Origin of the sequence: Roseovarius tolerans (genome assembly GCF_028885395.1) — a bacterium.
In the GTDB taxonomy this organism is placed as follows: Bacteria; Pseudomonadota; Alphaproteobacteria; order Rhodobacterales; family Rhodobacteraceae; genus Roseovarius; species Roseovarius tolerans.
The window spans coordinates 523,028-534,990 of record NZ_CP118494.1; the positions used below are offsets into that span (position 1 = coordinate 523,028).

Annotated in this window: 12 protein-coding genes; 8 read left to right on the forward strand and 4 right to left on the reverse strand. The window is 63.2% G+C overall.

Annotation, left to right across the window (positions count from 1 at the left end; all coding sequences use genetic code 11):
- Positions 1-36: 36 nt before the first annotated feature.
- The 3 genes from PVU19_RS02470 to bhcR all read right to left on the reverse strand — a co-directional run bounded on the left by PVU19_RS02470 (position 37) and on the right by bhcR (position 2,340).
- On the reverse strand, positions 37-1,026 hold the full coding sequence (locus tag PVU19_RS02470) for a class I SAM-dependent methyltransferase (RefSeq protein ID WP_050663385.1): 990 nt from the start codon (positions 1,024-1,026) through the stop codon (positions 37-39).
- Between the two features lies 1 nt (position 1,027).
- Positions 1,028-1,375: an ATP-dependent Clp protease adapter ClpS gene (gene clpS / locus PVU19_RS02475; protein WP_050663384.1), complete on the reverse strand. Its 348-nt coding sequence runs from the start codon at positions 1,373-1,375 to the stop codon at positions 1,028-1,030.
- Between the two features lie 137 nt (positions 1,376-1,512).
- A complete protein-coding gene (bhcR, locus tag PVU19_RS02480) occupies positions 1,513-2,340 on the reverse strand; it encodes an HTH-type transcriptional regulator BhcR (RefSeq protein WP_050663383.1) in 828 nt (275 codons plus the stop codon).
- 204 nt (positions 2,341-2,544) lie between these two features.
- On the opposite strand from bhcR, the gene bhcA reads away from it, so the two are divergent.
- The 8 genes from bhcA to PVU19_RS02520 all read left to right on the forward strand — a co-directional run bounded on the left by bhcA (position 2,545) and on the right by PVU19_RS02520 (position 11,219).
- Positions 2,545-3,738, forward strand: a complete 1,194-nt coding sequence (gene bhcA / locus PVU19_RS02485) for an L-aspartate--glyoxylate aminotransferase BhcA (RefSeq protein WP_050663382.1) — start codon at positions 2,545-2,547, stop codon at positions 3,736-3,738.
- Between the two features lie 11 nt (positions 3,739-3,749).
- On the forward strand, positions 3,750-4,718 hold the full coding sequence (gene bhcB, locus PVU19_RS02490) for a beta-hydroxyaspartate dehydratase BhcB (RefSeq protein WP_050663381.1): 969 nt from the start codon (positions 3,750-3,752) through the stop codon (positions 4,716-4,718).
- A 46-nt stretch (positions 4,719-4,764) separates the two neighbouring features.
- Positions 4,765-5,928, forward strand: coding sequence for a 3-hydroxy-D-aspartate aldolase BhcC (bhcC, locus tag PVU19_RS02495; protein ID WP_274789878.1), 1,164 nt, complete (start codon positions 4,765-4,767; stop codon positions 5,926-5,928).
- A 10-nt stretch (positions 5,929-5,938) separates the two neighbouring features.
- Entirely contained in the window at positions 5,939-6,931 is a 993-nt protein-coding gene (bhcD, locus tag PVU19_RS02500; RefSeq protein ID WP_050663104.1) for an iminosuccinate reductase BhcD, read from the forward strand.
- A 141-nt stretch (positions 6,932-7,072) separates the two neighbouring features.
- Positions 7,073-8,380 carry a sn-glycerol-3-phosphate ABC transporter substrate-binding protein UgpB gene (gene ugpB, locus PVU19_RS02505; protein ID WP_050663103.1) on the forward strand — a complete coding sequence of 436 codons (1,308 nt, stop codon included), beginning with the start codon at positions 7,073-7,075 and terminating at the stop codon, positions 8,378-8,380.
- Positions 8,381-8,419: 39 nt separating this feature from the next.
- Positions 8,420-9,301: a sn-glycerol-3-phosphate ABC transporter permease UgpA gene (gene ugpA, locus PVU19_RS02510; protein WP_050663097.1), complete on the forward strand. Its 882-nt coding sequence runs from the start codon at positions 8,420-8,422 to the stop codon at positions 9,299-9,301.
- A gap of 20 nt (positions 9,302-9,321) precedes the next feature.
- Entirely contained in the window at positions 9,322-10,158 is an 837-nt protein-coding gene (gene ugpE / locus PVU19_RS02515) for a sn-glycerol-3-phosphate ABC transporter permease UgpE (protein WP_050663102.1), read from the forward strand.
- Between the two features lie 5 nt (positions 10,159-10,163).
- A complete protein-coding gene (locus PVU19_RS02520; RefSeq protein WP_050663096.1) occupies positions 10,164-11,219 on the forward strand; it encodes an ABC transporter ATP-binding protein in 1,056 nt (351 codons plus the stop codon).
- Positions 11,220-11,333: 114 nt separating this feature from the next.
- Here PVU19_RS02520 and PVU19_RS02525 read toward each other — a convergent pair whose 3' ends face one another.
- A complete protein-coding gene (locus PVU19_RS02525; RefSeq protein WP_050663095.1) occupies positions 11,334-11,837 on the reverse strand; it encodes an SRPBCC family protein in 504 nt (167 codons plus the stop codon).
- Between the last annotated feature and the right edge of the window lie 126 nt (positions 11,838-11,963).

Genomic DNA, 11,963 nt, shown 5'->3' on the forward strand with positions numbered 1-11,963 from the left:
CCTTTCGAGCTGATCTTTGGGGGAGGTTAGGCGATTCTACCGCGTCTGACGAGACGGGTGACGCGCCTGAAGGATCTTGAAGCGGGTGTCGCCCGCGATCTCTTCGACATGTTTGAAGCGTTGCGCCAGCGTCGCCTCGTAGGGCAGATGGCGGTTGGCCACAAGCCATAGCGTGCCCGACGGCTTGAGCGCGCGCGCCGCCGAGGCGATGAAGGCGCGGCCCAGATCGGGATTGGCGCTGCGTCCGGTGTGAAAGGGCGGGTTCATGATCACGCTGTCGGCGCGGCTTTCGGGCTGCCACTGGGTGGCATCGGCCCAATGGAACGCGGCGCGCGGATCGAGCACGTTGCGCTGCGCACAGGCGAGGGCGGCGTGATCGGCCTCCACCAGATCGAGCCGGGTGATGCTCTCGCGCTTTAGCACTTGCGCGGCGAGGTATCCCCAGCCTGCGCCAAGGTCGATCACATGCGCGCCCAGCTTTTCGGGTAGCGCGCGCGCCAGCCAGTCGGAGCCCGGGTCGATGCCGTCGGCGGAAAACACTCCGGGTGCGGTGACATAGCCGCCTGTGATCTCGCTCTCGGTGCCGCGCCAATCGGCAAACTCGGCCTCGGCGGGCAGGGTGAAGACCTTGCCATGCGCCTTGGACAGCGGCGCGCCGGTCTCGACGCGCTTGCGGCAGTCCTTGAGAATCGATTCGACCCCGTCGGTCTTGTCGCCATCGACGATCACCGGGCCGTCGGTCACATCCGCCGCCTGCGCGATCAGCGCACGCGCCAGCGGCTTGGCGCGGGGCAGGCAGACGAGCGCCGCCGCATAGCGCCCCTCGGGGGCCACCGCGCAATCGTAGCCGCGCGCGGCGAACGCGTCGAAATCGGGTTTCATCGTGGTGATGACCTGCACGCGTTCGGCGGGCAGTGCCGTGATATCCGCCCCGGCGCGCGGTGCAATCACGGCGATACGTCCCGCATCGGGCAGGGTCACGGTGCCGGAGTCGACGGCAAGCGACAGGCGCGAGGGCGTGCTCACGCTATTCCTTTTCCATGGTGCATTGCAGCGGGTGCTGATGACGGCGGGCGAAATCCATCACCTGTGCCACCTTTGTCTCGGCGATCTCGTGGCTGAACACGCCGACGACCGCGACGCCCTTTTTATGCACCGTCAGCATGATCTCGAAGGCCTGCGCGTGCGACATGCCGAAGAACCGCTCGAGCACCGCGACGACGAACTCCATCGGGGTGTAATCGTCATTCAGCAGCAACACCTTGTAGAGCGGCGGGCGCTGCGTCTTGGGGCGCGTCTTGATCGCGACGGAGACGTCGTCGTCGCCATCCTCGTCCTTGCCCGGACCGGCCAGTTGGGGAAACTGCACTGTCATCACTTTGCTGTCGCACCCTTGTTGCGCATGAGGTCCATTGCTTCGGCCTCTCTATATAACCTATGACCCCTCCGAGAAAAGGGGGCAGACCGGGATTCGCAGGGTCAAATTTTGCGGTCTCCGGATTCGTCACCGGGCTATCCCGTCACCTCGGCGTCGTGCCCGGCGATCAGGTGGGTGATCTGTGCTGCCGCCTGCGCCACAGCGCGGCCGAATTCGGGCAGGCGCGCGTCGGAAAACCGCGAGGAGGGGCCCGAGATCGACACACCGGCACAGGGCTCTCCGCGGTCGTTGAAGATCGCGGCGCCGATGCAGGACATGCCGTCATAGCGCTCGTTTCGGTCAAACGACCAGCCGCGCGCGGCGGTCTGTTCGAGGTCTTCGAAGAGGGCGCGCGGCGTGACATGGGTGTTCGCGGTAAAGCCCTGCAGCCCTGCCCCCTTCAGCAGCGCGAGGCGACGCTCTTCTGACAGCGCCGCGAGAAGGGCCTTGCCGATGCCCGAGGCGTGCATCGGCGTGCGCGAGCCGGGCGGAAAGAAGGCGCGGATCGGGTTGCCGGTCTCGACCTGCCCGATGAACACTACCTCGGCCCCGTCCGGCACGGCGAGATTGGCGGTCTCGCCGGTTTGTTCCATCAGGCGGCGCATCACCGGGCGGCCCGCATCCGCGAGGTTTGTGCGCTTGAGATAGGCCACACCCGTGCGATAGGCCTCGATGCCGATGGTCCAGTCCTGCCGCTCTTCGTCGAAGCGGACGAACTCGCGCTTTTGCAGGGTGGTCAGAATGCGGTGCGTGGTGGCCGTGGGGATGCCCAGCGAAAGCGACAGATCGGTGAGGTTCACCCCTTCCTGCCGGGCCACCGTGGTGAGCACGCCAAGCGCGCGGTCGAGCGACTGCATGGTGCCTGCGCTGCTCTCGGAGAATTGGGATTTGGGGCGGCCCCGGGGGCGTTTGGTCTGGGTCATGAGAAGCGATTCCCTGCGTGGGCGATTGCATGCAGAATAAAAATATTTTTCATGGGTTTATATAGGGCAGATATGAAAAAATAAAAACCTATATAAAACAGATATTTGTGATTTTATAATTATAAATGAAAAATGTTTTCAAGAAAATTGCCGAAAAGCCGGGCATCCCTCATATTCACTACATCACCCAAGGAGGATGGTGTCATGTCAGATCAGAACCCGGTTTTCATTCCCGGCCCGACCAATATTCCCGACAGGTTGCGCCGCGCGATGCAGGTGCAGACGCAGGATCACCGCTCGCCCGCCTTCGTCAACACGCTGACGCCGGTGCTGGCGGGGTGCCTGACGGTGTTCGGCGCATCGGAGGCCGAGATCATCACCTTCCCGGCCTCGGGCACTGGCGGCTGGGAAGCGGCGATCACCAACACGCTGTCGCCCGGCGACACTGTTCTGGTGGCGCGTTACGGCATGTTCAGCCATCGCTGGATCGACATGTGCGAGCGGCATGGACTGAACGTGCAGATCATCGAATGCCCCTGGGGCAGCGGCGCGCCCGCCGACAAGTTCGAGGCGGCGCTACGCGCCGATACCGCGCACAAGATCAAGGCGGTGCTCGTCACCCATAACGAAACAGCGACCGGCGTGCGCTCTGACATCGGCGCCGTGCGGGGTGCGATGAATGCTGCCGCACATCCCGCGCTCTTGATGGTCGATTGCGTCAGTTCCCTCGCGTCGATGCCGTTCGAGATGGATGCCTGGGGTGTCGATATCGCGGTCGCCGGCTCGCAAAAGGGGTTCATGCTGAATACCGGGATGGCCATCCTCGCGGTCAGCGACAAGGCGCTTGCCGCGATGGACAGCGCCACGCTGCCGCGCACCTTTTTTGATTTTCGTGATATGCTGACGACCAACGCCAAGGGTGGTTACCCCTACACGCCGCCGCTGCAACTGATCTACGGCATGGCCGAGAGCCTGAACATGCTGTTCGAGGAGGGGTTGGAGAATGTCTATGCCCGCCACACGCGCCTGGCCGAAGGTGTGCGACGTGCGGTCGAGGCCTGGGGCCTGCGTCTCGTGGCGCAATCGCCTGAGCTTTACTCTGACACGGTCAGCGCCATTTATGTGCCTGACGGGTTTGACAGCAACGCCCTGACCGAGCACGCCTTTGCCACCTATGGTATGAGCTTTGGCGTGGGGCTCGGAGAGATGAACGGCCGCGCCTTCCGCATCGGCCATCTGGGCAGTCTGACGGATGCGATGATGCTGTCGGGGCTGGCCACGATCGAAATGGCGATGGCTGACCTGAACTACCCGGTCAAGCTGGGCTCGGGCGTGATCGCGGCGCAGGATTGTTACCGCAAGACCGCCAAGCCGGTTCTGACCGAAAAAGCCGCGTGAAAGGAGAGAGCATGCTGGACCAACGAAGCCCGGGCGATCTGACGATTGAGGACGTGCGCACCGCGCATGAGCGGATCAAGCCCTATATTCACCGCACCCCGGTTCTGACCTCGTCCTTCCTGAACGAGCTGACCGGCGCGGAGCTGTTCTTCAAATGCGAGAATTTCCAGAAGGCGGGCGCGTTCAAAGTGCGTGGTGCGTCGAACTCGGTGTTTGGGCTGACGGACGAGGTCGCCAAGCTCGGCGTGGCGACGCACAGCTCGGGCAACCATGCGCTCAGCCTTAGCTATGCGGCCGGGCGGCGGGGTATCCCGTGCCATGTGGTCATGCCCCGCACCGCGCCGCAGGCGAAAAAGGATGCGGTGCGCGGTTATGGCGGCATCATCACCGAATGCGAGCCCTCGACCACCAGCCGCGAAGAGGTCTTTGCCAAGGTTCAGGCCGAGACCGGCGCGGAATTCGTGCATCCCTATAATGACCTGCGTGTCATCACCGGACAGGCCACCTGCTCGCTTGAGATGATGGAGCAGACCGATGGGCTCGATGCCGTGATCGCGCCCATCGGGGGTGGCGGGATGATCTCGGGCACGTGTCTCACACTGTCGAACATCGCGCCCGACGTGGATATTTATGCCGCCGAGCCCGAGCAGGCCGACGACGCCTATCGCAGTTTCAAGGCCGGGCATATCATCGCCGATGACGCGCCCGAGACGGTGGCCGACGGGCTCAAGGTGCCGCTCAAGGACAACACCTGGCATTTCGTGAGCCATAACGTGACCGACATCCTGACCGCCAGCGAAGACGAGATCATCGACGCGATGAAACTCACCTGGGCGCGGATGAAGATCGTGATCGAGGCGAGCTGTGCCGTGCCGCTGGCGACGATCCTAAAAAACCGCGAGGTGTTCGCGGGCAGGCGTGTTGGCGTGATCATCACCGGCGGCAATGTCGATCTCGACAAACTGCCCTGGATCAAATGAGCATCGGCCGGGCCGCGCCTGGCCATAGAATAAACCGGAGGATACCATGAAAGACGTGATCAATCTCGACGACTACGAAGTGGGCTTTGACATCCCTGCCCTGCCGGGCATGGATGAGGCTGACATTCAGACGCCCTGCCTCGTGCTCGATCTTGACGCGCTGGAGCGCAACATCAAGAAGATGGGCGATTGGGCCCGCGAGCACGGGATGCGCCACCGGGTACACGGCAAGATGCACAAGTCGGTGGATGTGGCGAAGCTGCAAGAGAGCCTAGGCGGCTCTTGTGGTGTCTGCTGCCAGAAGGTGAGCGAGGCCGAGGTCTTTGCCCGTGGCGGGATCAAGGATGTGCTGGTGTCCAATCAGGTGCGCGACCCCGCCAAGATCGACCGTCTGGCGCGGATGCCCAAGCTGGGCGCGCGCACGATCTGCTGCGTCGATGATCTGGCCAATGTGGCGGATCTGTCGGCGGGTGCGCAAAAGCACGGCACGCAGATCGAATGTCTGGTTGAAATCGACTGCGGCGCGGGGCGCTGCGGTGTCACCACGACACCCGAGGTGGTCGAGATCGCCAAGGCCATCGACGCGGCACCCGGCCTCAAGTTCGCGGGCATTCAGGCCTATCAGGGCGCGATGCAGCACATGGACAAATACGAGGACCGCAAGGCCAAGATTGATCTGGCCGTGGCGCAGGTGCGCGATGCCGTCGAGGGGCTGAAGGCCGAGGGGCTGGAGTGCGACATCGTCGGCGGCGGTGGTACCGGCAGCTATTATTTCGAGGGCAATTCTGGCGTTTATAACGAGCTTCAGTGCGGCTCCTACGCCTTTATGGATGCTGATTACGGGCGCATTCTCGACAAGGACGGCAACCGGATCGACCAAGGCGAGTGGGAAAATGCGCTCTTCATCCTGACAAGCGTGATGAGCCACGCCAAGGCCGACAAGGCCATCGTCGATGCGGGCCTCAAGGCGCAGTCGGTGGATAGTGGCCTGCCGTTCATCTTTGGCCGCAAGGACGTGGAATACGTCAAATGCTCGGATGAGCATGGCGTGGTCGCGGACCCCGATGGCGTGCTCAAGGTGAACGAGAAGCTGCGCCTCGTGCCCGGGCATTGCGACCCCACCTGCAACGTGCATGACTGGTATGTCGGCGTGCGGAGCGGCAAGGTCGAAACCGTCTGGCCAGTCTCGGCCCGTGGCCGGGCCTATTGAGGGCGGCATGATGGATCAGAAAGTAGAGACCCAAGGTATCGTCATCGTCGGCGAGGAAATCTGCCAGGAGGTGATCAGCCGCGCCGACGCGTTTTCGGCCGTTGAGGCCGTGTTCGGCGCAATGGCCAAGGGCGACGCCTATAACTTTCCGGTGGTGCGCGAGGCCATCGGCCACGCCGATGCGCTCTATGGTTTCAAGGGCGGGTTTGACAAATCCGGCCTGACCCTCGGGCTCAAGGCGGGTGGCTATTGGCCGGGGAACATGGAGAAGGGGCTGACCAACCACCAATCCACGGTCTGCCTCTTCGATCCCGATACCGGGCAATTGTCGGCGCTGGTGGGGGGCAATTACCTCACCGCGCTGCGCACGGCGGCCTCAAGTTCGGTCTCCATCGCGCATCTGGCACGCAAAGATGCCAAGGTTCTGGGCATGGTTGGCGCGGGTCACCAATCAACGTTCCAGTTGCGCGCCGCCGCTGAGCAGCGCGACTTTGAAAAGGTCGTGGCGTGGAACCCGCATCCCGACATGCTGCCGCGCCTGCAAGCGGTGGCCGAGGAGCTGGGGCTGGCCTTCGAGGGCGTGAGCCAAGAGGAATTGGGCGCGCAGGCGGATGTGATCATCACGATCACCAGCGCGTTCGAGCCGCTGCTGATGGCCGACTGGATCAAGCCTGGCACGCATATCGCCTGCATGGGCACCGATACCAAGGGCAAGCAGGAGGTCGACCCGGTCCTCTTTCAGCGGGCCACCGTCTTTGCCGACGAGATCGCGCAGTCGATCAGCATCGGCGAGGCGCAGCATGCGGTCGCGCAGGGCCTTATTGCCGAGGGTGACATCATCCCCGTCGGTGCGGTGATCAACGGCACCCATGCCGGGCGTGCATCAGCGGAAGAGATCACGTTGTTCGATGGCACCGGCGTCGGTTTGCAGGATCTTGCCGTGGCCTCGGTCGCCGCAAGGATCGCGCGCGAGAGGGGGCTGGTGACATCCGTCACCCTCTGATCCGGCGCTATATGACAGTTCGGTGATTTTTGAACAGGCAGCCGCGCGCACGGTTGCCTGTTCGCGTTTTCCGTGTAGCCTGTCGCGGCCTGCCGTCGCCCGGAGATGGGCGGCGCACCATTGCTTCAGGGAGAGATTATCATGCGCAGCCTTGCACTTGGCGCGACACTCGTCGCCACCACGACGCTCACACCGCTGGCCGCACTGGCCGGAACCGAAATCCAGTTCTGGCATGCCTTTACGGGGCGCTTGGGCGAGTTGGTGGCCGAGCAGGTCGAAACGTTCAACGAGAGCCAGAGCGACTATACGGTCAACGCCACCCACAAGGGCAATTATTCCGAGACGCTCAATGCCGGGATCGCCGCGTTCCGCGCCGGTGAGCAGCCGCATATCCTGATGGTGTTCGAAGTGGGCACCGCCACGATGATGGGCGCGCAGGGTGCGATCAGGCCGGTCTACGAGGTGATGGCGGGGGATGAGTTCGACCCCGATGCCTATATCGGCGCGGTGAAGGGCTATTACACCACTACCGACGGGCAGATGCTGTCGCTGCCGTTCAACTCCTCCACCCCGGTGCTGTGGGTCAACCGCGACGCGCTGGAAGGTGCGGGCATCGACCCCGATACCGATCTGAGCACCTGGCAGAATGTCGATGCGGTTCTGGATCAGCTGGCAGAGGCCGGGCATGACTGCCCGCTCACCACAGCATGGCAGAGCTGGATTCACCTCGAGAACCTGTCGGCCTATCACGACGTGCCGTTCGCCACGAAAGGCAACGGTTTTGCCGGGCTCGACACTGAACTGGCCTTCAACGGGTCTGTGCAGGTGCAGCACATCAGCGCCATGGGCGAGTGGGCCGCGGAGGGCAAGTTCATCTACGCCGGTCGCCGCAACGAGGGCGGGGCCAATTTCCGCGCCGGCGAATGCGCGCTCTTCACCGAAAGCTCGGCGGGCTATGCGGGCATCAAATCCGAGGCGCAGTTTGAGTTCGACGTGCGCCCGCTGCCCTATTGGGACGGCGTCGAGGGTGCGCCGCAGAATACCATCATCGGCGGTGCATCGCTGTGGGTGATGGAGGGGCACGAGCCCGCAGAATACGAGGCGGCGGGAGCGTTCCTCAACTTCCTGTCGTCGCCCGAGATTCAGGCCAAGTGGCATCAGGACACCGGCTATCTGCCGATCACCACGGCGGCGGGCGAGTTGACCCGCGAGCAAGGGTTCTACGACGAGAACCCCGGCACCGATGTGGCCGTCAAGCAGATGACCACCAACAGCCCCACCGCCAATTCCAAGGGCCTGCGGCTCGGCTCCTTCGACCAGATCAGGGGCATCATCGACGAAGAGCTTGAAGCGGTGTGGTCCGGCGACAAGGACGCGCAGGCGGCGCTCGATTCCGCGGTTGAGCGCGGCAATCAATTGCTGCGCCGCTTCGAGCGCGCCAGCAACTAAAGGTTTGACGGGGGCGGGCAACCGCCCCCTCACCCCCGCATGGAAAAGCGCGTCACCTTCAAGGGCTGGCTTTTGCCGCTCTGCCTGATCGCGCCGCAGGTGTTCATCTCTGCGGTGTTCTTTTTCTATCCGGCGGGGCAGGCGGTGTGGCAATCGCTGTTCATCCCCGACCCGTTCGGCCTGTCTTCGCAATTCGTCGGGCTGGAGAATTTCGAATATCTGCTCGGCGATCCGTACTATCGCGCATCGTTCATCACCACTGCGATCTTTTCCACGCTGGTCACGCTCGCGGCGATGATCCCGGCGCTGTTTCTGGCGGTGATGGCCGACCGGCTGGTGAAATCGGCGGGCGTCTACCGGACGCTGCTGATCTGGCCCTATGCCGTGGCCCCCGCCGTCGCTGGCGTGCTGTGGCTCTTCATGTTCAACACGCGGGTCGGCGTGGTGGCGTGGTATCTGGGGCAGTTGGGCTATGACTGGAACCATGTGCTCAATGAAGGCGAGGCGATGGGCCTCGTCGTCGTCGCCTCCGCCTGGGGACGGATCAGCTACAATTTCCTCTTCTTCTTCGCCGCGCTTCAGGCCGTGCCCCGCTCGATCATCGAGGCCGCCGCGATCGACGGCGCGCGCTTCTGGCGGCGGTTCTTCACCATCGTGCTGCCGCTCTTGTCGCCGACCACGTTTTTCCTGTTGGTGGTCAACATCGTCTATGCCTTCTTCGAGACCTTCGGCGTCATCCACACCATCACAAGCGGAGGGCCGCAACAGGCCACCACGATCCTCGTCTACAAGGTGTTCTCGGATGGGTTCGTCGGTCAAGACCTGGGATCGAGCGCTGCGCAATCGGTGATTCTGCTCGTGGTCGTGGGGCTGCTCACCGTGCTGCAATTCAAGTACATTGAGAAGCGGGTGCATTACTGATGGCAACCGAGATTACAGGCATGGTCGAAAAGCGCGGGTTTGGCCTGTGGCTCACCCATCTGGTGATGATCGCGGGCGTGCTGGTGATCTTCTTCCCGATCTGGCTGGCCTTCGTCGCCTCGACCGTCAGCCAACCCGAGATCGTACAACCGCCGATGCCGGTCTGGCCGGGCGATCAGTTCATCGAGAACTACACCGCCGCGCTCGTCTCGGGGGTCAACGTGCCGGTGGCGGTGATGCTGGGCAACTCATTGATCATGGCGGTGGGGATCGCGGTGGGCAAGATCATCATCTCGCTCCTGTCGGCCTTCGCCATCGTCTATTTCCGCTTTCCGGCGCGCAACCTGTTCTTCTGGCTGATCTTCCTGACGCTGATGCTGCCGGTCGAGGTGCGCATTGTGCCCACCTATGAGGTGATCGCGGGTTTTGGCATGCTCAACAGCTATTCGGGGCTGATCTTTCCGCTGATCGCCTCGGCCACCGCGACCTTCCTTTTCCGTCAGTTCTTTCTCACCATCCCGGATGAACTGGCCGAAGCCGCTCGCGTGGACGGTGCGCGCCCGATGCGGTTTTTTTGGGATATCCTCTTGCCGATGAGCCGGACAAACATTGCGGCGCTCTTCGTGATCCTGTTCATCTATGGCTGGAATCAGTATCTCTGGCCGCTCCTGATCACCACCGATCCGTCGATGAACACCATCGTGATGGGCATCAAGCAGATGTTCCCGAGCGGAGACGATGTGGCCGACTGGCCGGTGATCATGGCGACCTCGATCCTTGCGATGATCCCGCCGGTGGTGGTGGTCATCTCGATGCAGAAACTCTTTATTCGCGGCCTTGTGGACAGCGAGAAATAGGCGACATGGCAACCGTAGAGCTGGACGATATCAAGAAACGCTTTGGCCCCACCGAGGTGATCAAGGGCGTGAGTGTCGATGTGGAGGATGGCGAGTTTATCGTCATCGTCGGGCCGTCGGGTTGTGGCAAGTCCACCCTCTTGCGCATGGTGGCGGGGCTCGAGACGATCTCCGAGGGCGAATTGCGCATCGGCGGGACCCGCGCCAACGATCTTGAGCCGATGGATCGCGACATCGCCATGGTGTTCCAGAACTACGCGCTCTACCCGCATATGAGCGTGGCGCAGAACATGGGCTACGGCCTGCGGATCGCCGGGCTGCCCAAGGCGGAGATCGCGGCCAAGGTGCAGGGCGCAGCGGAGTTGTTGCAACTGAGCGAACTGCTGGATCGCAAGCCGAAACAGCTCTCGGGCGGGCAGCGACAGCGCGTCGCCATGGGCCGCGCCATCGTGCGCGAACCATCGGTCTTTCTTTTTGACGAACCACTGTCGAATCTCGATGCCAAGCTGCGGGTGCAAATGCGGCTGGAGATCCGCGAGTTGCAGGCCAAGCTGGGGATCACCGCGCTCTATGTCACGCATGATCAGGTCGAGGCGATGACCATGGCCGACCGGATGATCGTGATGAACGAAGGCCGCGCCGAGCAGATCGGCACGCCGCTCGATGTCTATGAACGCCCTGCGAGCCTATTCGCCGCGCAGTTCATCGGTAGCCCGTCGATGAACGTGGTGCGGGCCGAGGGGCGTGACGACGCGCTGCATGTGGGGGATATGGGTCTGCCGAACCCCACGGGCGTCTCGGGCCCCGTCATGCTGGGGCTGCGCCCCGAACATCTGGTGCCCGACGCTCAGGGCCCGATCACCATGCAGGTGATGCTGGCCGAGCCTTTGGGGGCCAACACGCTCTTGCATGGCAAGCTGCCGGACGGGTCGGCGTTCACCGCGAGCCTCTCGGGCGTGCACCGCGTGGGCCATGGCGGCGAGGCGCTGCGCCTGTCGGTGGCGGCAGAGCATATGCACCTGTTCGATGCGACGAGCGGGGCGCGGATGGACGGCGAGTGAGGCAGCGGCCAGGAAAGTTTGAAACTTTCTTGAGCGGAGTTTGCTCAAAATCCGGTCGCTCGATGGCGGCGTCAGGTCACTCCGGATCAGCCATGTCAGCGCCCAACGGCCCGCCTAGCTGATCAGCCGCTTCAGCCAGCCTTTTTTCTCGGCCTCGGGTTCCGGATCGTCCTCGGACGGGCCTTCGATCACCTCTTCCAGCCGGGTGAAGAACTGATCCGCCATGCGCTTGGCAAAGCCATCCACGATGCGGCTGCCAAGCTGTGCCAGCTTGCCGCCGACATTGGCCTCAACGTCATAGCTCAGCCGCGTGCCGTCCTCGATCTCTTCCAGTCGCACATCGGCCGATCCCTTGGCATAGCCAGCCGCCCCGCCCTTGCCCTCGCCGGTCAGGGTCAGGCTTTCGAGTTCGACCATGTTCGAGACGGTCACGCCGCCCTTGAACGTGGCCTTCACCGGCCCGACCTTTTGCGTCACCGTCGCCTCGAACCCCTCTTCGGGCGTGCCGGTTACCTCCTGCGCACCGGGCACACATTCCTTGAGCACCTCGGGGCTGAGCAGCGCCGCCCAGACGGTGGCGCGGTCGGCCTTGATATCACGCGTGTCGCTCATCTTCATCTGGCTGGGTCCTCCCTGTTCCTCGGCCAAAGCCTAGCCCAGCCCTGCGGCCCAGCCAAGAGAGCAGAAAGTCGGCACCGGTCACATCCTTGGCATGGCGCGCGGGTGCGGCCATAGTGCCGGCCA

What these genes read in the sequence shown, in the direction of transcription:
- clpS (WP_050663384.1), bottom strand. Translation starts at nt 1,375, where the DNA reads ATGACAGTGCAGTTTCCCCAACTGGCCGGTCCGGGCAAGGACGAGGAT.
- bhcR (WP_050663383.1), bottom strand. Translation starts at nt 2,340, where the DNA reads ATGACCCAGACCAAACGCCCCCGGGGCCGCCCCAAATCCCAATTCTCC.
- bhcA (WP_050663382.1), top strand. Translation starts at nt 2,545, where the DNA reads ATGTCAGATCAGAACCCGGTTTTCATTCCCGGCCCGACCAATATTCCC.
- bhcB (WP_050663381.1), top strand. Translation starts at nt 3,750, where the DNA reads ATGCTGGACCAACGAAGCCCGGGCGATCTGACGATTGAGGACGTGCGC.
- bhcC (WP_274789878.1), top strand. Translation starts at nt 4,765, where the DNA reads ATGAAAGACGTGATCAATCTCGACGACTACGAAGTGGGCTTTGACATC.
- bhcD (WP_050663104.1), top strand. Translation starts at nt 5,939, where the DNA reads ATGGATCAGAAAGTAGAGACCCAAGGTATCGTCATCGTCGGCGAGGAA.
- ugpB (WP_050663103.1), top strand. Translation starts at nt 7,073, where the DNA reads ATGCGCAGCCTTGCACTTGGCGCGACACTCGTCGCCACCACGACGCTC.
- ugpA (WP_050663097.1), top strand. Translation starts at nt 8,420, where the DNA reads ATGGAAAAGCGCGTCACCTTCAAGGGCTGGCTTTTGCCGCTCTGCCTG.
- ugpE (WP_050663102.1), top strand. Translation starts at nt 9,322, where the DNA reads ATGGTCGAAAAGCGCGGGTTTGGCCTGTGGCTCACCCATCTGGTGATG.
- PVU19_RS02520 (WP_050663096.1), top strand. Translation starts at nt 10,164, where the DNA reads ATGGCAACCGTAGAGCTGGACGATATCAAGAAACGCTTTGGCCCCACC.
- PVU19_RS02525 (WP_050663095.1), bottom strand. Translation starts at nt 11,837, where the DNA reads ATGAAGATGAGCGACACGCGTGATATCAAGGCCGACCGCGCCACCGTC.